The sequence below is a fragment of the Paenibacillus allorhizoplanae genome (assembly GCF_927798215.1).
Lineage (GTDB): Bacteria > Bacillota > Bacilli > Paenibacillales > NBRC-103111 > Paenibacillus_E > Paenibacillus_E allorhizoplanae.
In genome coordinates, this window is sequence record NZ_CAKMMW010000002.1 from 379,963 (window position 1) to 399,360 (window position 19,398).

Annotated in this window: 20 protein-coding genes; 1 reads left to right on the forward strand and 19 read right to left on the reverse strand. The window is 43.3% G+C overall.

What is annotated here, in order from left to right; genetic code table 11:
* Positions 1-25 precede the first annotated feature (25 nt).
* The 13 genes from L6I86_RS04385 to L6I86_RS04445 all read right to left on the reverse strand — a co-directional run bounded on the left by L6I86_RS04385 (position 26) and on the right by L6I86_RS04445 (position 13,080).
* Positions 26-316: a Dabb family protein gene (locus L6I86_RS04385; protein WP_056621024.1), complete on the reverse strand. Its 291-nt coding sequence runs from the start codon at positions 314-316 to the stop codon at positions 26-28.
* Positions 317-341: 25 nt separating this feature from the next.
* Positions 342-1,898: an ABC-F family ATP-binding cassette domain-containing protein gene (locus tag L6I86_RS04390; RefSeq protein WP_056621022.1), complete on the reverse strand. Its 1,557-nt coding sequence runs from the start codon at positions 1,896-1,898 to the stop codon at positions 342-344.
* 105 nt (positions 1,899-2,003) lie between these two features.
* Positions 2,004-3,446 carry a DUF6382 domain-containing protein gene (locus tag L6I86_RS04395; protein ID WP_236284932.1) on the reverse strand — a complete coding sequence of 481 codons (1,443 nt, stop codon included), beginning with the start codon at positions 3,444-3,446 and terminating at the stop codon, positions 2,004-2,006.
* A 13-nt stretch (positions 3,447-3,459) separates the two neighbouring features.
* Positions 3,460-4,011: an A24 family peptidase gene (locus L6I86_RS04400; protein ID WP_236284934.1), complete on the reverse strand. Its 552-nt coding sequence runs from the start codon at positions 4,009-4,011 to the stop codon at positions 3,460-3,462.
* Complete coding sequence (locus L6I86_RS04405) at positions 3,996-4,661, reverse strand: pilus assembly protein (RefSeq protein ID WP_236284936.1); 666 nt, start codon at positions 4,659-4,661, stop codon at positions 3,996-3,998. The genes L6I86_RS04400 and L6I86_RS04405 overlap by 16 nt, the downstream gene beginning before the upstream one ends.
* Positions 4,662-4,677: 16 nt before the next feature.
* The gene (locus L6I86_RS04410) at positions 4,678-6,936 is read right to left on the reverse strand and encodes a hypothetical protein (protein ID WP_236284938.1); all 2,259 of its coding nucleotides are present in this window, start codon (positions 6,934-6,936) and stop codon (positions 4,678-4,680) included.
* Positions 6,937-6,950: 14 nt separating this feature from the next.
* Positions 6,951-7,955 carry a TadE family protein gene (locus tag L6I86_RS04415; RefSeq protein WP_236284940.1) on the reverse strand — a complete coding sequence of 335 codons (1,005 nt, stop codon included), beginning with the start codon at positions 7,953-7,955 and terminating at the stop codon, positions 6,951-6,953.
* Positions 7,945-8,172, reverse strand: a complete 228-nt coding sequence (locus L6I86_RS04420; protein WP_056621006.1) for a Flp1 family type IVb pilin — start codon at positions 8,170-8,172, stop codon at positions 7,945-7,947. The genes L6I86_RS04415 and L6I86_RS04420 overlap by 11 nt, the downstream gene beginning before the upstream one ends.
* A gap of 15 nt (positions 8,173-8,187) precedes the next feature.
* Positions 8,188-9,057 (reverse strand): type II secretion system F family protein, encoded by an 870-nt coding sequence (locus L6I86_RS04425; RefSeq protein WP_236284942.1) that lies wholly within the window; start codon positions 9,055-9,057, stop codon positions 8,188-8,190.
* 1 nt (position 9,058) lies between these two features.
* Positions 9,059-9,937, reverse strand: a complete 879-nt coding sequence (locus tag L6I86_RS04430; protein ID WP_236284949.1) for a type II secretion system F family protein — start codon at positions 9,935-9,937, stop codon at positions 9,059-9,061.
* On the reverse strand, positions 9,934-11,235 hold the full coding sequence (locus L6I86_RS04435; RefSeq protein ID WP_236284950.1) for a TadA family conjugal transfer-associated ATPase: 1,302 nt from the start codon (positions 11,233-11,235) through the stop codon (positions 9,934-9,936). Before L6I86_RS04435 ends, L6I86_RS04430 begins: the two co-directional genes overlap by 4 nt.
* Positions 11,174-12,304, reverse strand: a complete 1,131-nt coding sequence (locus L6I86_RS04440; protein WP_236284952.1) for a P-loop NTPase family protein — start codon at positions 12,302-12,304, stop codon at positions 11,174-11,176. The genes L6I86_RS04435 and L6I86_RS04440 overlap by 62 nt, the downstream gene beginning before the upstream one ends.
* Positions 12,305-12,567: 263 nt before the next feature.
* Positions 12,568-13,080 (reverse strand): acyl-CoA thioesterase, encoded by a 513-nt coding sequence (locus L6I86_RS04445; protein WP_236284954.1) that lies wholly within the window; start codon positions 13,078-13,080, stop codon positions 12,568-12,570.
* 133 nt (positions 13,081-13,213) lie between these two features.
* On the opposite strand from L6I86_RS04445, the gene L6I86_RS04450 reads away from it, so the two are divergent.
* A complete protein-coding gene (locus L6I86_RS04450) occupies positions 13,214-13,696 on the forward strand; it encodes a TspO/MBR family protein (RefSeq protein ID WP_236284956.1) in 483 nt (160 codons plus the stop codon).
* Here the strand turns inward: L6I86_RS04450 and L6I86_RS04455 are convergent.
* From L6I86_RS04455 to L6I86_RS04480, 6 genes are all read right to left on the reverse strand, one after another.
* Positions 13,680-15,269, reverse strand: coding sequence for a serine/threonine protein kinase (locus L6I86_RS04455; RefSeq protein WP_276574802.1), 1,590 nt, complete (start codon positions 15,267-15,269; stop codon positions 13,680-13,682). The genes L6I86_RS04450 and L6I86_RS04455 overlap by 17 nt on opposite strands.
* A 143-nt stretch (positions 15,270-15,412) precedes the next feature.
* Positions 15,413-16,450, reverse strand: a complete 1,038-nt coding sequence (locus tag L6I86_RS04460; protein WP_236284958.1) for an SAM-dependent methyltransferase — start codon at positions 16,448-16,450, stop codon at positions 15,413-15,415.
* A 55-nt stretch (positions 16,451-16,505) separates the two neighbouring features.
* On the reverse strand, positions 16,506-17,279 hold the full coding sequence (locus L6I86_RS04465; protein WP_056620983.1) for an ABC transporter ATP-binding protein: 774 nt from the start codon (positions 17,277-17,279) through the stop codon (positions 16,506-16,508).
* A 19-nt stretch (positions 17,280-17,298) separates the two neighbouring features.
* Positions 17,299-17,652, reverse strand: a complete 354-nt coding sequence (locus tag L6I86_RS04470; protein ID WP_236284959.1) for a cyclic-phosphate processing receiver domain-containing protein — start codon at positions 17,650-17,652, stop codon at positions 17,299-17,301.
* Positions 17,630-18,490 (reverse strand): deoxyribonuclease IV, encoded by an 861-nt coding sequence (locus L6I86_RS04475; RefSeq protein ID WP_236284961.1) that lies wholly within the window; start codon positions 18,488-18,490, stop codon positions 17,630-17,632. Before L6I86_RS04475 ends, L6I86_RS04470 begins: the two co-directional genes overlap by 23 nt.
* A 15-nt stretch (positions 18,491-18,505) precedes the next feature.
* Positions 18,506-19,309, reverse strand: a complete 804-nt coding sequence (locus L6I86_RS04480; protein WP_056620975.1) for an Fpg/Nei family DNA glycosylase — start codon at positions 19,307-19,309, stop codon at positions 18,506-18,508.
* Positions 19,310-19,398: the final 89 nt, after the last annotated feature.

Consider the following 19,398-nt stretch of genomic DNA (forward strand, 5'->3'; position numbering starts at 1 on the left):
TTCTCCTATGTTTTTCAAACATGGGTTAGCTTACAAAATCAACACAGATGGAGGTTCCATCAAGAACTGTTTTCATATGAGCTTTGACTTGTTCGTGCACAGGGTGCGTATCGTAAACCTTCAAATCGTCTAGAGAATCAAATTTCGTAATGAGTGCGATATCGTAAGAACGCTCTAGGTGTAAAATATCAGTTCCAACCTCAATGTGCCTTAAAACCGGGATTTTACCCTCCATGTTCGTAAGAACAGCTTTGGTTACTTCAATGGCTTCTGGACTACGATCTTTGAGTTTAAAAAACACGACATGCGTTAACATCGTTATCTCCTCCGATTTGAATACATTAATTTGTAACCTTGGCAGACCACTCTTCAACGTCCCATACGCGTGTTACCCAACCTTCATAGAATTCCGGCTCATGGCAAACAAGAAGGACAGTACCTTTGTACTCTTTCAGAGCACGCTGAAGCTCTTCTTTGGCTACGACGTCTAAATGGTTCGTCGGCTCATCGAATAACAACCAGTTGCTTTCCTGCATAAGCAGTTTGCACAAGCGAACTTTCGCTTGCTCGCCACCACTTAACATGCTCATCGCTCGCGTGATATGCTCATTCTTAAGCCCAACTCGCGCAAGCGCTCCTCGAACTTCATTCTGAGTCATGGAAGAAAATGAATTCCATACATCATCAATCGGCGTCATGCTTGGTGCTTTGACCTCTTGTTCAAAGTACGCAGGACTCAAATAATCACCGCGATACGTCTTACCGCTGAACGGTTCTATTTTGCCAAGAATCGTCTTCAATAAGGTGGATTTACCTACCCCGTTGCAGCCGACGATCGCAATTTTCTCACCGCGTTCAATCGTCACATTCATTCTTGGAAGCAAGGCACGATCATAGCCGATCTCCAAATTTTCCGCTTCAAATACGATTCTACCACTTGAACGCGATTCTTTGAATACAAATGTAGGCTTCATTGCCGTTTCAGGGCGCTCAATGCGGTCAATGCGATCCAACTGCTTCTCACGGCTCTTCGCGCGAGTTGAAGTTGAAGCACGTGCTTTATTACGCGCGATGAAATCTTCCTGCTTTTTGATATACTCTTGCTGTTTCTCATAAGCATCGATGTGCTGTGCCTTATTCATTTCAGCCATATCAAGGAATTTCTCATAATTCGCCGTATATCTCGTCAACTTGGAAAATTCCAAATGATAGACAACATTGACGACTTCGTTCATAAATTCCGTGTCATGTGAAATCAGCATGAATGCATACGGATAATCTTTCAAGTACATTTTCAACCATTCAATATGTTCTACATCCAAATAGTTGGTAGGCTCATCGAGCAATAGCACGGTTGGCTTTTCTAGCAAAAGCTTTGCAAGAAGAACCTTCGTTCTTTGTCCACCACTAAGAGACGTCACATCACGATCTAATCCAATGGCATTCAAACCAAGACCATTACCCATCTCTTCGATTTTCACATCAAGCAGATAGAAATCACCGATCTCCAAACGTTCTTGAATTTCACCCATTTCCTCAAGAAGCACTTCAAGCTCCTCAGGCGTGGCATCTCCCATTTTGTCGGTTATAGCCATCATTCTTTTTTCTTCTTCATACAAAGGCAGGAATGCATCACGCAAAATATCACGGATTGTTCGACCCGCGGCCAACACGGAATGTTGATCCAAATATCCGTAGTGAACTCTCGGTGTCCATTCTACTTTTCCAGTATCCTTCAAAAGCTTGCCTGTTAATATATTCATCAACGTGGATTTCCCCACGCCATTAGCTCCTACGATGCCAACGCGTTCACCAGCAAGCAAGCGGAACGAAACATTTTTGAATAATGTACGATCGCCAAAGCTGTGGCTTAAATCTTCAATTGTTAAAAGACTCATTTTGTAAAACCAAACCCCTGTCTAGTTCTAAGATAATCACGTATTTTACTCGCGACTTCTTATTATACCACTGCTCAGGGCAGACAGGAAGTAGAACTATTTGTATTAGAGCCGAAAAGTCAGTTCTTGTCGAATAATTCGCACGATATCCCCATCTTTTAATGGATATCCCTGATAAGTGATGAGCGGAAACTCATTCAAAAACGTTCCGTTCGTAGAACCTGCATCTCGAAGTTGAAAGCCAGTGCTAGTTTGAACAATTTCCGCATGGATTCTGGAAACACCCACATCATCCACCACATAATCGATCTTGCTGCTTGAATCTCCCCTGCCAATTGTAAATACTTCTCTGTTGATAGGCACGGATTGGCTGACTCCTTCAACTTGTCTCTCCAATCGAGGTCCAACTTGAACTTGCTTGGGAGATTTCCCAAGAAACACCGTGGCATTTGAATGTGATGGACTGAGCAAAGTTGTATGCAAGGTCAGATTTTGATAATAGCTCTGGATGTCCAGTGGGTCCGTCGCACGAGTAGCATCATCAAGCATGACTTCGTTACCGGGAACATAGATGTTATGAGCGATGGAGGAACTTTTCTGATTTTGAATCGTTCGACTAGAGAAATCAGGGCGACCTAAGAAAAGTAGAACGAAGCCCACATCCCCCAATAACAAAGTAGTTCCTGCAATGATTTGCAGCAGGCTTATCGAGGGATTTCCAAAATATTGCTGCCACAGATAAGCAAGTAAAATAAGGATAAAAGCTATTGTCATCCATCGCCCCCGTTGCTGTAGAGGAATAAAGGATAGTGACATCTGTTCAGTTTTAGACAAGATGGGATTTTCAGTTTTGGGTTGGATATGTTTCGCTTCATCACGCTTCCAATGTGCTTGGGGTAATCCCAGTTCTGATACCAGGGCTACAATAGGTTCGGAATGTGGTGTAGTAATTGTTTCTCGTTTAAGAATTGGCTCGTCCATCAACTTTAATAACGCTTCTTTATAGGCATGGAAACTTTTTCTAGCTAAATGTGTTGACATCCAAGTCTGAAGTTGAACCTGTTCCTCTTCTCCAAGGTATAGGATAAGTTTATGGAGTAGTGCATCTATTGTAAGATAGCTCTCATCGACATCATGAGCTATATTTAGCGGCGCATACGTCAGGTAAACATCCGACCAATCTTGTCCTATGAAAATAAAATTATCTTTCAAGACGAAATTCATCTCACTCAGCATATAATTCTTGCTCTCATCCAGTGTACAAACGATCGCGTACATCAACTTGGCAAGTAAACGGATTGAGAAATTCTCTACTTTCAAAACATGTGAAAGCATTCGTTTGGAGGACAATCGATACAGTAGTCGAATGTTTGAATCCACCTCATGAATGTCAAGCGGCAGCAGCCTCGGAATTTGATTGGCTTCTAACATGCGCACCTGCAAATTGGAAAGCTCACTTGCTTCTAAACCTCCTTCCTTGAACAACTCCATAAGATGTCCATGTCGATAAACAAATTCATAACGAAGTCCGAATACTTCTTGCGTCATACAAACACCTCATTCAAAGCAAAGAATAGTAAATCGTTACGGCTGCAGCTGGAAAAACCGCGTACATAAAGGGGAATTTGATGTTTTTTTGTTGCTTAAGTTCGATAATAGTTTCAAACTTTTTGAGCGCCAGTATAGTGAACAACCAACCTGCAAGCTTACGGCTCGTTGTTCTTATTTTTCTTTGAATAAGTAGAAGTAAAAGTCCGATTAATCCTGCCCATAAAATCGCATAAACAAGTGTTTGTACAACAAACATAACGCCCATTATTGCGCCTATAGCAGCAAAAAGTTTGACATCTCCAGCTCCCAATGCCCCAACTACATACAACACAAGTACCATGATAAAGCCAGTACTTGCGCCAATGAGAGAAAAAAGCAACCCATTCCAGCCTTCAGAGCATGTGTGGAACAATACTCCGAATATCGTTCCACACATGGTCAACTTATTGGGCAATTTTGAATACCGTGCATCAATGACAAAGGCGACAGTTATAAAAATAATAAATAGACCAAGACATACAAGAATATGGTCACTCCTCCCTTCAATTAAGCTCCTACCCAAGCCCGCTCATAGGCTCTTTTTTTCAAAAGAATCGTTTGGCTCATAAAAGGAATGGGTAATTGATAGCTCAGTTGAGCCTCAATCCCAAAAAACGCCTCCCCATCTTGCTTCAAACTCGGCAACGTAACGGAAATGACTTTGAAGTTCCTCTTATTAACGAACTTCACATCACAAAATGCAAACACAATTGGTGTAAAGGCAGTAAGCATCCGCGGCATAACTTGTGATTGATAAAATTCATTCAACTCCTCTTGTGCCATGCCTTCGCCAAGCTCTCGCTTCTCTTTTTCCCAACGAACGAGTTCTAAAAGCGAATCGGGTATGTAAGCCGCGTATTCATTAGCGATTTCCTCTGTACTCGTCACATGCTCCCTCGCTGTTTGGACTTGATCCACGACAGCATTAAGCATCTCCGCTGCGCGGCTTTGATCATATTTTGATCGCGCTTCTTGAACTAGTATCCTCACAGGATACAGTTGCCCCGCAATAGACTTCGTTGCCTCGGAAACGCCGGACTGCAACGCCATCTCTACCAAAGCAATTTGAATAAAAAGGACAAGACCTACTACGAAAGCAAGAAACAAAGGTAGAATAAGTGAAGCTTCCAGTACGATGCCGCCTTCTTGCTCTTTGTGAAATTTGAGAAGCAAATCCATGTCTCCTTCCTCAATACGAAACGACGGCAGCTCGATTCATTTGACAATGTGTTCCAACAACTTTACATCCTAAAAGTCCAGTCCCATCCAGCAGCTTCATGACTTGAGGAATAAACCAAAGTCTGATTTCACTCGAAGCATTCGCTTGGATATAGGACGTTTGTTGATTGAGATCTTTACCTGTCTCTAATTCGTGGAGGGCCTGCATTCGGGACATCAGCTTGGTGTTGTTGCTATGCAACATAAGAAATAAACGGAGGTAGTCTTTATACGTCAATTTGAGTGCCGATGAGGAGAGTTTTGACGATAATTCAACAGCGTCACCTTTCACCAAAGCGTTCATGTCAACGAATGCCTCAGCTGCACCTTGAGCCGCGGCTGCCAGAAAAACGAGTAACGGGGACCCTATTTGGAGAAGTTCTTTTTTGGGATCTAATAATGCTTCAACGGTACGAACCGCTAAGCGTAAAGAAAACATTTCTGCATAAGCTGAAGACATATTCGCGGCACAGGAAGAGAAACCATACAACAGATATTCAACCTCTTGATTTACTAAAGCGTGTGTCCCAGGATCAACTGACTCATTCGACAATTTTGCGTTCCCACTTGAATCTTTCTCAAGTCCATAGGTTCGGAAGTTAAACTTCGTTAGCGCATATTCATTTACGTAAAGTTCATCTCGGAGAACTTCCGCCGCGCTGTTTAATACGCCAAGCAAATCCATTGCCCTCAAACTAGTAGGTTCTGCTTTCTCAATGTCATAGGCAACATCGTTCCCAATCATTGTATCTTGCGCATTCGCTTGTCGATATTTCTGATAATAGCCTGAATCACCTTGGAGCTTACTATAAGTCCCAGAATCACTGGATTGCGTACTTGTTAGGCTACAACCACCAATAGCTTGCTTGGCCTTGTCCATAATGTCTTGGATTTTATTCTTTTGTGTCTTCTTATTCGTCGTTGTAGCTTCATTTGCATCCATTCTGGATTTTTCTAACGGACTTTGTTTGGCATGAAAATCATTAGCAACTGCCAGGTAGCTGTCGTTGGCTTGATTAACCTTGCTTGTATGTACGGTAGTATACAAGACGACACTTTCTACAGCAGATCGGAATGATGAAAATAACGCGGCTATTGCTGCGATCGACGTTTGATATTGGTAAAAATAATCATCCCCAATCAATGACACATGTTGAAACACATCATACACAGATGAATTCCCCTGAGCTGAAGTGCTCGAGATTCCCGTCAGTTTTGAGCGAATTTCGTCATTATTTTGCTTGGCTTGTCGCAAGATTGGCTCGATCACCTGCTGTAGTTGTTGAACAACTTTTTCATCTGCAGCCACCTCAAGTTTCGTACGGATGATAAGAGCTGTGTAAGTCATTATTTTCTGTACTAAAGCTTCCAGCTCATTTAACTTTTGTGAAAGCATTCCAGCCTGCTCCTCTAGCCTGCTTTTGCCTTCGGCAAGTGATCGGATACTGGCAGCTGCCTCAGGACCTGCTTGTGCAAGGGATGCTAATGAAAGATCCATATTCCTTATGCTCGCTTTAAGCGAACGCAAATTCTCTTGAACTTGACTGATTTCACTGCGAACCTCGTCAACTGTATGAATGCCAATTTCAGCAGCTAATTTGTCTAATTCAGCTACTCTGGCTCTATAATAGCTATGAAATTCAGTAGTTCTGGCATGGAACTCTTCCGCACTCTGCCATGCTTCATCTAGCGAGCTTTCCCGTTGTTCGATCAACTTCTCGAGCTCAGACGCTTCCTTGGCAAATTGCGAACCCATCTGAAAGGGCTCACGGACACCGCTCTTTTGAAATTTATCAACAATCTCAAGCGTGTATTCAATCGGTGCTTTTATTTTCATATCCTCTAAGAGCTGCCCCTCAAATATGACATGACTAGCAAGCGTATAAACTGGCGTAACGCGCAAAGCTCCATCGACAGCTTTGGTATTAATAAAGTGAAAAGCATTCGCGGAGACTCCACCCGATAAGTTTTGGATAAAAACATCGTTAAGCAATTTTTCTGACGCTTCTTGAGAGAGACCCATGCCATATAGTCCTCTCTTCTGCAGCTCGGGATCAAAGGAAGACATCACTGATCGTGCAGCTGCATGTAAGGCAGATTCCGTTTCTTTCTCGGCTACTTTAATTCTGGCAAAATCAATGAGTACCGCTTGAAATAAAAAAATTGGCACAATAATAAGGATCAAATAGACAGATACTGCGCCATTTTCTGCTCGTAAGAATCTTTTCAATGGCTCCCCTCTTTCTAATTATGAATAACGACTACAATCCCTTTACGTTCAAGTTCTTTGCGAAAAGAGGCCGTGGGCATTCCTTTGCCGCTGGCATCCTTCTTAAAAAAATGCCAAACGATACCTTTCACAGTCGGATCATGCTCGAGTAATTCAACATCCTTTGGGAGCTGTTCGGTGCGAAGCTGAGCTTCCGTCAAACTATAAAACGCTTGATGACCAACGCCTCTTGCATCTAAAGCATCAATTTTTCGGCTTTTACCAGACGCAGTCGTTCTTACAACCTCTGTCCCTCCTACAAGTGACCTCAAGTACGAAGATGCTTGACGTTCAGATTGAATACTGACGCTTGGACCTGACAAATCGCTTTTGACCGGATCTACAAGTGCCGCTTTCGCTTTCTCGGAAGATATCCTTCCGACTAAAGTTGGCAGATAAGTGCGCGTTAGGTCTGTTGTTCTGATCAGCTCAATAGAATCAATAACATGTACGATAGCTTTACTTTCCGTTTGCGTTGTATGCATCCACCGACTAAGTATTGAAGGCATGATAAAAGACTTGTTCACAGTCACTTCAACTCGATGGTCTAATAAATAATTCGTATAGGAGGCTGTTCCAGTAACGCCAGTTGGAAGTAATACCGCGGCTTTAGCTAGCTTTTTCTCGACTAAACCATTTGCTTGATTGGTGGGAAGTGCGACACTAGCCCCAGATCTACCTAGTAACAAGCCAAATAAGTCGCTTACATTGTCCTGCGTCAGACGCCAATACAAACCGTCCGTTTCCTGCGGATTATAACTTCCAGTACTTATATCTTTATGGCTGTTAGTCCAAGTAAAAGCTAACTTTTCTGCGGCTGAGCGAGCTAATTGACCTACATAAACATGTTGATAAGCAAACATGCCTACAAACAACAATGTCACTGTGCAAATTAAGATCACTGGAAATACAAGGGATGCTTCTAACGTAAAGGTACCCAGCTCATTGTTGATGATCTGACGAAGTCGACTACGGCGCACAACTCGTGGTCGGGCTCGGCGCACAGGGTGCAACCGCACTGTTATCCTTTAGGTCGGAGTTTGCATCACCGATCAGCTTTTGGAACCACGAGACAATCCACTTTCTGAAAATGATAGCAATTGCAACTAACACCGCTACTATCAATAAAATTTCTAACGTACCTAAACCGTCTTCCTCTTTCCACATACGCTTAAAGAATTCAAGTATTGTTTCCATTTCAACATTCCTCTCCTATTGGTTCATCATGAGTAACGCAGGTGCTGCGACGATCACCATCACCACAACAAAAATTAACACCATCGGGAATACAAGCTTAGAAGATGCTTCCTCCCCTAATGTCCGTGAAACACTCTTCCTCCGCTGCCACAGCTCCAGTGAAAGGGAATGCAGCGAAACGACAAAATCATTGCCGCCTCTTCTATAGTTAAGACCTAACGTTGAAGCAAATAATGACACTTCATGTAACGCGCAGCGCTTACTGAAATCCTCTAATACTTTCGTGAAGGAGATATTCATCTCCAGTTCATGCACAGCAACAAGCAGCTCTTTGTAAAGCGGGGAATCCGACATATTTGGCTTTGCTTGAACACAACGGATCCAAGCACGGTTGACTGTCTCTCCAGCATTTACTAAAAGCACGATTGTGCTCAGAAATTCAGGCAGCTCAAGAATCATCGATTGCTGTTTTTTACGTATTTTGTTGTCCAAATCACGAACCATCATCACGGGTGTCCCTATCGCAGCAACAACGCCAAAGGCAAGCAACGAACTATCTTCACCTGCTAGAATGGCAAGTACGGTAACGACGAATAGACACACGATGGAAGCCGATATTAGTTCTGCCATGAACCATTTACTGCCTTGCGAGGACAAGCTTCTTCCATACAAGGTCATACATTTATGATGGATTTTTGAAGTAAAATCGGGGAACCTCTCTAACAATTGGAGCTTATCGATCACATAATAGCTCGTCGGTAAGAGCATTTTCATCCGAAAGGGGTACGTTTGTATCTGAATCTGACTACCGTATTTCTTCCGTCCGATCACCTGCACTGACATACAAAACACAATTTGTGCCAAGCCAAATAACCATATCCACATCCTACACCTTGATATTCATTATTTTTTGAGTGAGTACATAACAAGCCCCAAGCAACGACAAACATACGGTCATGATGAGAATCCCGCTCCCACGATACAATGGAACCATATAATCAGGCGAGGAAAATGCCAATACAGCAACAATGAGGACTGGAGCAACAACAAGAACTCTCGATTCAAAACGTTTTTGAGCGACCATGACTGAGATTTCCTGGGTTATGTCTAACTTCTCGGCAATGACCGTTGCTGTACGTTTCATCACCTCAACTAGATTTCCTCCCGTACGTTTACAGGTTAGAAAAACATCAGAAAAGCTGAGAATATCTTCTAAATGACTGCGATCTGCAAAATGTTTAAGCGCTGCCTCGATCGGCTCGCCATTTTCTACCTTACGGCATATCAAGCCAAACTCAACAACGATCAAACAAGCTGGATCAGGATACAGCAGCTTTAAATCTTCCCATGCCTCTCGAAATGCCGATTCAATGGATTTCCCTACCGTCATAGAGGAAGAAAGACAGCTGAGAGCCTGTTTAAATTGTACATAAAGCATATTCTTACGTTTTTGGATTAATTGCTGCCGACGAAAGCGAGGAAACAGAAAACCCATAGATGCTAAAGCGGCAGCGAGGATAACATTTTGGTAGAAAATATAACCGATCATGAATGCCGGTAAACCTAGCATGAGTATGGCTGCTATTCTCTCTTTGGATGACAAGTGATAATCGTTATAATCGATGAATACAATCGGGAGGATTGGCGGTGACTTGTGTATTAGGGGGATCTCACTTGCTTTACGAGGGGATTTTCGTCTTTCAAGATATCGTAATAGAAGCCAACTCGCGCCACCCATGAAGATGAGCAGCAACCACACACTCATCCCACATCACCTCCTACACTTCGAGTAAACCAACTGGGTAGCTGCTTACCTGCCATTTGTAGTTTGTACATATTTGCAAGTGTCTGCCCCGTATATCGGAGTGTTCCAAGAAGCTTCCCTTCTGGCGACTCCCCGCTTTCCTCAAAGAGAAACAGCGGTTGCAGCTGAACATCGCCATCCTTCATCCCTACTACTTGTTGAATCTCTGTTACTTTGCGTGATCGATCTCGCATCCGGGAAATGTGTACAATGACATCAAGTGCTGAGGCGATCTGCTTACGTATAACTTCAATGGGGAGCGGCGCCGCACTCAGTACCATCGTCTCCAGTCTACTGAGCATATCCTGCGAGGTGTTCGCATGGCCGGTACTTAATGAGCCATCATGCCCCGTATTCATTGCAGCCAGCATATCCAAAGCCTCAGCTCCACGTACTTCACCTACAATAATGCGATTAGGACGCATCCGCAGGGAAGATCGAATCAATTCTCTCATCGTGATCGCCCCCTTCCCTTCTGTATTCGCATTTCTTGTTTCCAATCGGACTAAATTAGGTACAGTTTGGATCTGAAGTTCAGCTGAATCTTCGATTGTAATCACACGTTCATGCTCAGGAATCCATGCACTCAAGGCATTGAGAAACGTTGTTTTACCTGACCCCGTTCCACCGCCTACGAATATATTAAACCCCGCTTCAACCATCATCTGAAGCATTTCCGCAGCTTCACTTGAAATACTCTCCATCTGAATCAAATCCGACATATCTAATGGCTTTGCAGGAAATTTACGGATAGTTAACGTTGGGCCACTGAGCGAGGCCGGTGGAAGCACGATATTTACGCGTGAACCGTCTTTCAACCGTGCATCCACAATAGGTGTGGCTTGATTGACAATCCGATTCACCTTGGAGACAATCATTTGAATTAAATCTTCAAGCTTTTCTGCGCTTTCAATCTCATAGGGATAACGTTCGACAGCACCCATCCGTTCGAAGAAAATACAGCTATGACCATTAACCATTATCTCTGTCACCGTCGGATCGTCGATTAACGGTTGGAGAATATCTAACCCCCGAAAGCTATCGAAAATACGCTTAACACCGACATGCATATCACTTGAAGTCCAGCTATGCACTCTTGCAGCACGAAAAATGGTTTCTTCGATATGCCCCAGTAACTGTGCGTCACTAACCTCATGTGTGAGATCGAGATTTTCTTTAATCTCCTGCTTTAATTCGTTAAACAGCCCTTGATTTAAGATAAGAATGTGCTCCTTCCTTGGAACTACCCTCTTTCTCATTGCTTACAGTTTGCAGCATGACATGCACCTGTTCGGAAAATATATCCGATTGCCATACTTGTTCTGCCGAACTCATCACCTTCCAATCAGGAATATAAGGAAGTTTGAATGTTAATTCTTTACCTAGAAAATCGAAAGAATTGGTATGATTCCCCCTAAAGCTCGTCATAACAAAACGGATTTGAGGATATGCACTCATTTGTTTTAATAGTGTTTTAGTTCGAAAAGCATCATTCCAATCATCTCGGATCAGCCAAATGATCACATCGCTAAGCTCTAAACTCTTGATGATTCTCGGATGAACGGACGTTTCGAGATCCACGATAAGGGTATCGTAGACTGACAGGCCAACAATGGATGCAAAGAGCTTTTTCACTTGCTCACCACTCATTTCTTGCATCTCCCGCATTTGCTCAAGTGGTGTTAAATAATCGAACCTTCGAGTAGCATCATGTGATTTTAATAGCGCCAACTTAGGTCCGATCGACTCTGATGAATCTTTCAAATAATATAGGAGCTGTGACAATCGCCCCGATTCACCTTGCAACCACTGAGAAGCAACACTAATCGACTCCATGCTCAGATACAAGACACGCTCACCACGGAATGCCAACTGCTTCGCCATATGAACGGCCGTAATCGATTTACCGGCATTGCCACTGCTGCTATACACGGATATCACACGTGTACGATTCATTTGTGTTCGACCAGAGCCTGACGGAGATCTCTCCGTGTATAAGGCTTGGATGTGTGAGACCAACTCGTGCAGGGGCTGAAAACGGAATAAGAATGGATGGATAGTTTCTGGTGATTCTGAATTCCTGATATATTGACTCAAAAATACTTTGCTTAATGACGTACGATGATGCTGCAATAACGGATAAAAAGCATCCGATATCAATAGCACACCACTGTGGCTAGGTTCTTCTAACACCTGCAGTAAGAGCTCAACCTGCGAGAAAAGCTTTACTTGCATGCGTTCAGCGAACTCCGTCGCCCGTATGAATATGGCTAATCGTTCGGCATAAATCATGTCGTCATCTAAGACAAACAATTGAAACTTCTTCATAGCAGCACCCCCTCTCCCACACTTTTGCTATCCAGCGAACTTCGCGTACATACCATTGCCAATGAGTACACAACCCATAACAGCGAGCACGATTGCTATTCGCTTTATCGTTTCCGCCCTCATACTTCCCCTCCTGTCTGCTTCGGAAAAACAAAAAAAGCACCGCTGACAGTAGAGATTATTTCTCTACGATCAGCGGTGCTTCCGCTTGTCCGACTTTCAATTACCCAAATTGTACCACATTTCCCTAATAAATCAATCCCTTATTCCCAAGGATATTTCATGGTGAAGAAACTAGCAAGCTTCTTACTTTCCACGCGGCGAATTCGTCTCATCTCAGCGCGGTGTGGAGCCGATTCGTGGAGCTTCTTCTCTTCTTCCGTTTCGGGAATAACATCTGGCACTTCCACGGGCACCTTATTTTCATCTAAAGCGACAAAAGTTAGGAAAGAAGTTGCCGCAATTTTTCTAGCGCCTGATTTCAAATCCTCTGTTACAACCTTAACGAATACCTCCATGGAGCTTTTACCTGTCCAAGTCACGAAAGACTCTAAACAGACAGAATCCGATGTATGAATCGGTGACAAAAAGTCAACAGAATCCGTAGATGCCGTCACAACTGACCTCCGACAATGCTTATGAGCCGCTATGGAAGCAATGTCATCGATATAAGACATCAATTTTCCGCCAAAAAGCGTATTATGGTTGTTTACATCGGTTGGAAAAATACGTGATGTTTTGAAACATCTAGAATCTCTGGAAAATCGCTGCTCCATCTCTGTTTCCCCCTCAATATCTCATGCAAAATATGACTCATCATATCATACTTTTGGCTGAATTTGGTTATAACTTATCCCACGCGTGTAATATAGTAATACAAGCTCATTCATAATTAGGAGGTGTTTGCATGTGTTTACGTTTATCATCGTGTTCTTGATCACTTATGCGCTATTTTCGATTTCAGGCGTATTGTTCCCAACAGATCTGCCCTACTATGCCACTTTGAAAAAACCAAGCTGGAATCCACCAGCTAAGTTATTCGGTATTGTTTGGGCGATCTTATATGCATTAATTTCTGCATCTGTCGCTATTGTCTACACGAAAACCGATGGATTTCAAGAAGCGGCTAGCAGTTATGTGTTGATATTATTGATAAATTACGTGGCAAATCAAGCCTTCACCTTTTTCGAATTTAAATTAAAAAACTTACGCCTTGCTTTCCTTGACTCCGCTATTGTGGCTATCACCACGTTTTTATTACTATACGCAACAATTCCTTATTCCAAGCTGGCTGCTTGGTTATTGCTTCCTTATTTAGTATGGTCTTGTTTCGCTACACTACTAGCATGGACGATTTATCAGTTAAATAAAAACACTAACCGCGCTTATTGAAACGGGAAAATATCGATTTTCTGGGAAGTAGTGCGAATTGATTGAGGCTTTGGTCCGGGAGAATCTCGTTGAGGAATGGTTTCAATGCTTCATAAAAAACGTCCAAATACTGCGGCTGATCTTGAATGCAATCCCCTTTCCACACAGCTTGCAACACTTCGGATCTTGCAATTATGGGCATGGCACACAAGGGTTTAGATGGAAATGAATCCTGCCACTCCGATCGATAATGCGAAGGCAACGCACCATTCGCGATGTAATGCACTTTCTTCCCTCGTTGTTGGTAGGATGTGAATTGCGCTATTCGCTGTCGAGAACGTGGGCGATCACATTTCCCAGGCAAGCTATCCACAATAACGATTATTTCATCTGCACTATAACAAAGCTCCTGTACCGCAGGATGCTCCCACTCAGTCGATACATCCCATAGGATGATCGGCTTTTTGAGCATGTGCAGAAGCTTAAATGCATGAGAGGCCTGCCAATTACCATGAAAACCATCAGGATTAATAGGTGCCCAAGTGGTAAAACCGTTTATCCATGGTGTAGCGAAGGTAGAAGATGGGTCACAAATGTGTTCAGAGGGAAACATGTAGGGGCTTGGTGCATGGCGATCTCCATACAATAACATATATAAATCTGGTTCAATCGTCGGCTGTTCAACAAGCGCGTTGGGGATATGGAGTGCATGTAATAATCTAGCTAGTGTAATAGCTGTGAAAGTCGCACCGACACCAGCAAATAACCCGCCGATGACGATTAATTTATCAGACGTATTGGATTGGTGAGAGTTGACTGGGAGCCCTGATTCGGTAACAATCAGATCGGCTTCGGGGGTTAAGGAACGTAGTCTAAGCTTCACTTCCATTGCGGTTTGACAGCGGTTCTGAGGTTGATCCTGCAAGAGAAAATGAATTGTTGTGCGTAGGGTTTCAGGGATCTCATCTAGCCTTAGTTCCAGAGGTTTGGCCTTGCTATATACATAGTGACCACCGGACAACAAGTAATATAACATAGAGCCAAGTGTATAAAGATCGGTTCGGGCGTCTGTTTGCAGTCCTAGATACTGTTCCGGTGCAGCAAACCCAATCGTTCCCATTTGCATGGTATCGGAAGTTTGTCCTTGTTTAAATTGTCTAGCTACTCCAAAATCAATTAAGCGGACTTGATTATGCTGGTTAATCATGACGTTGGATGGCTTGAGATCGCGGTAAATGATAGGTCGGGGCTGAAATGTATGTAAGTAGTGGAAAATATCAAGTAACTGAAAAGCAATTTGAACGATTAGCTTAATGGGTAGTTCACGTTGGTTTTTTTCAAATAAATCCTGTAGTGTTGGACCCTCGATATAGTCCATGACCAGATATCCATATCCACCCTCGGTAATAAAATAATCCACTAACTGTGGGAGCTGTGCATGCCCTAGCTTGGCCAGCATTTCCGCTTCTTCCAAGAAAGCAGTCTCATCGGAACCTGCACACTCAACCTCTTTCACTGCCCAACGCTTGCCCTTTAATTTCTTATCCCTAGCGAGATATACTTGGCTCATGCCGCCTTGTCCAAGCATGGACACAAGTTCGTATCTCCCTCCTACAATTGACCCTTGCCACTGTGGTCTAGGCTTCACAATTAGTAAAAACCCCCTCTTATATCCAAGTCATATTGCTCTTGATTATAAGGGAGGGTCATTGGAAAATCTAGCTATTTTTCCGTTTTTTATATTTTTTGCAAATAAAGTGTCAATTCTTCCCGATTATGAAACAACTGCTTCGCCTTCAAGAGAAACAGTGAGTCTTCGAAAATGCGCAGAATATCGCGAACCGTTTGGAACGGTTTTTTATGCATAAGTTTCACGGTAACGATCGCTGTTCCGCCACTTTGCAAAGAGAAAAGTAAATCCGACACAAGGTGTCCCATCTGCCGCGGATCCCAGCTCATGTCACAGACTAATAAATCAAACTCATTCTCACGCAGCTTCACATCATTCGCATTTTTCTTCAGGAACGTCAGCAATGGATTGCCGAGTAGACGTGGGTTCATCGCAGCCGGGTCAATCGCCGTAACTTTCAAACCGCGCTCTAGCAGCAAAGACGTCCATCCGCCTGGCGCAGCTCCAATATCAACCGCTTTACGAGCGATACTGAAATCAATCCCGAACCGTTGCTCAGCTTCCAAAAGCTTAAATTTGGCACGTGAAATTTGATCCTCTTCTTTCATGAAACGGATCGCTCCACCTGACCAATCTGATAAGTTTTCACTTGGCTTTGAAATGCCGATATAGACCTTTTTAGCACTTATATACACCGAAATAATATGGTCTGCATAACGGACAACAGGTTCGCCACCGCATTCCGCAGTGAGAATTTCATCTATGGCTGCCTTAATAGCAAAAGGTGCATAAGGAACATCTGCACGCTCTTCCTTCCGAATTTGCGTGGCAATCTTCTCTCCGTAACCAAATAAACCAGCGGCATAGGCTTCACGAAGCCAAGCTGTCAAATGTGCAATGTCAGCATCCGTGTGACTAAGCTCCCATTCTTGATGAACTGGTTGAACATGTCGCAGAAAGATAGGTTCATTCTCTTGCATGGTTGTAATGACATCTGTCGTATCTTCAGGTACCTGGAAATAAAACACTTCTGTTGGTACCAATAACGTAAATTTCGTAAGTGGAAATAATTTCCTCAGTTCGTCTTGCGCATATTGTGCGAACCCATGATTCGAGGTTCCAATATAGGTCGTTAATTGTGTCATAGCCGCATCCTTTTAATAATCTACATTCTTTTTTAGGCAAACTTATTCAATATGCCTATTTGTCCTCAATAACCTTAATCCATGGGCGATCTTGGAACCATTCCAAGGCAACATGAATTCCGAAGGCCTTATAAATATTCTCTGGTGTCAAAACATCTTCCTTTCGTCCAGAGGCAATTAATTCACCTTGCTCGATTATCGCAACATGCGTAAATAAAGGCATGATTTCTTCGATGTGATGGGTGACATATACGACCGTTACATCTTGTTTACTAAGCTCATTTACGTCAGATAAGAACCGTTCACGCTCAAACAAATCCAAGCCCGCAGCAGGTTCATCCATAACGAGAATTGACGGCTTACTCATCAAGGATCGTGCAAGCATGACCTTCTTACGTTCCCCTTGTGAAAGGCTTCCCAGAGGCTGATCAGCCAGATGTGGAATACGTACACGAGTAAGCATCTCCAGTGCACGGTCTTTCACTTCCTGTGGAATTTCTTGATAGAACCTCAGATAAGCGTATTCACCAGTCGCAACAACCTCTAGCACTGGATCAATTAAGCTTAATTTTTCGAAAAGAGATTGAGAAATATAGCCAATCTTCTTACGAACTTCCCGTACATCACATTGACCGTACCGGTTTCCGAGCACATCGACTGTGCCACGACTTGGAAATTCATAGCCATTCATCATTTCAAGCAGCGTTGTTTTGCCAGAGCCATTTCGGCCCAGCAATACCCAGTGTTCACCGGATTCGATATGTACATTCACATCGTTTAAAATATGGCGTTCTCCACGTATAAAATGAATACCGGATAAATGGATCATAAGTTCGTTTCCTTTCACATTACGGTTTACTTGGATCGTTTTTTTGTGCAACCCCCATCAATACTTCATCAGGCATACGATGCGCATATAGCCCCATTTCATCTGGCTTGACAGCATATAGCATCTGATACATCTGTGTGCATGCGGAAGAACTAGACGTATGAATATAAATTGCTCTTGGAAATTTGCGCTGCTGAATCAACCAAATGACAACATCCATGCCCGTTTGCTTCGACATCCAACCCAAATCATGATCCAGAGATAAGATGTCTACATCACATTCCTCAAGCAAAGCAATGCACTCTTTCGCATCTTTGGCTAAAACAAATCCTTGGGGACAAGGACGCGAATCATCTAAGTATACATGAATCATCCTCACATTTCCTTTCCAACAACGAATTTACGAACGCAATCTCTTCCCGATGCGTGCCATCACGCCCCGTACCTGTCTCAAGAACAATTGGAATGTCTCGTAAATATGGGGAGTGTAAGAGGCTTTGAAAATTCGAAATGCCAATATGACCCGATCCAATGTTGGCGTGCCGATCACGGCGCGATCCCCATGGATGCACCGAATCATTCAAATGAATAGCTTTCAGATGAGGTAGATAATCTAGCTGATCTCCCTTCGACTCCAGCTCTGCCCAATCCGTTCCTTGCCAAAGACGACTAGCAAAAGCATGACAAGTATCTAAGCAAAAACCAATTTTCTCGGGTGAATCGCATAGCTTACGAACTTGCACCATTTCTTCAAAGGTTAGACCCAGTTGGGAACCTTCACCTGCTTGGTTTTCAAGCAATATGAAAGAAGCTCCCGTGTAACCTTCCGTAGCACTATTCAAACATTGTATTATATTTTTGTAACCTTGTAACGGGTCTTTTCCCGTATATTTACCAAAATGCACCACAAGTCCAACAGAACCGCAGGCATTTGTAATGTCTAGGCCATTTTTGAGCAAGTTAACCATGATCTCACGTTCAGGCTCATCTGCTGCGGGATTTAATGCATAAGGGGCATGCCCGATGGAGAGAATGCCGTGTTCCACACACAACTGAGCACATGCATTCGCGTCTTTACGATCGACAACTTTCGTAGCCAAACTACGCGGATTCATCGGAAAATATTGAAAAGCCTTTGCACCAATTGAAAGGGCGGTTTTGGCTGCATTCAAATAACCGCCTCTCGTTCTTACATGGGCGCCTATAAACATGTTCAATCCGACCTTTCACTTCTGGCAATGGGCACAATAAAAACATTTACGGCTTGAGACTTCGGTTTGAATGATAGGGCTCCCGCATCGTAAACAGGGCTCATCTTTGCGATCATAGACACGACATTTCGGATTATATTGTCCTGTTAAACGATCTCCCACGAATAAAGGTTCTTCCATATAGCCACCGACGGCAATCGCTTCACGAAGTAAAGCCTGCATAGCTTGGTAGAGTTGAAGTTGTTCATTATCAGTAAGCGAGGGTACCTTCCGTAAAGGGAGTAGGCCCGCTTCAAAGCAGATTTCATCCGAGTAACAATTCCCTATACCCGAAAGAAAGGTTTGATCTACAAACGTTACTTTAAGATTCCCTCGCTTAGATCGCAGTACGTTTCGAAATTGAGTGAGGTTAAGTTCGAACGGTTCAGGTCCAAGTTTTTGTAAGAGCTTATGGGTTACCTCTGGCGTATGCAGATGCAAATAACCTAAACGCAATCCAATAAAGGACAAACTGTTGTTACCTAAATGAATGTCCACTTGAATCGTTCGATCTGGCTTCTCTTCTTGCGTACCAAAGAACATCCAACCGCCAAGCATGAGATGTAAAAGCAGGATCTCACCTGTGGCCAAATGAAACAGTAGGTGTTTGGCTCTGCGCTCTATCCGCACAATTCGATTGCCGATAAGCTTCCCCGCAAATTCTTCAGGATCTACATTCAACGATTTTGGGCGTGTCACATCGACTCCCGTAATCGGTACTCCTATGATTAATCGTGTCAACTGCTGACGATACGTTTCCATTTCCGGAAGCTCAGGCACGAGAATCACTCCTTGCCATTTTTATACCTTGTATAACCAATTGACGGAATGCGTAAACGCGTACCCTAGGGAGAATGGATGAGATGTGA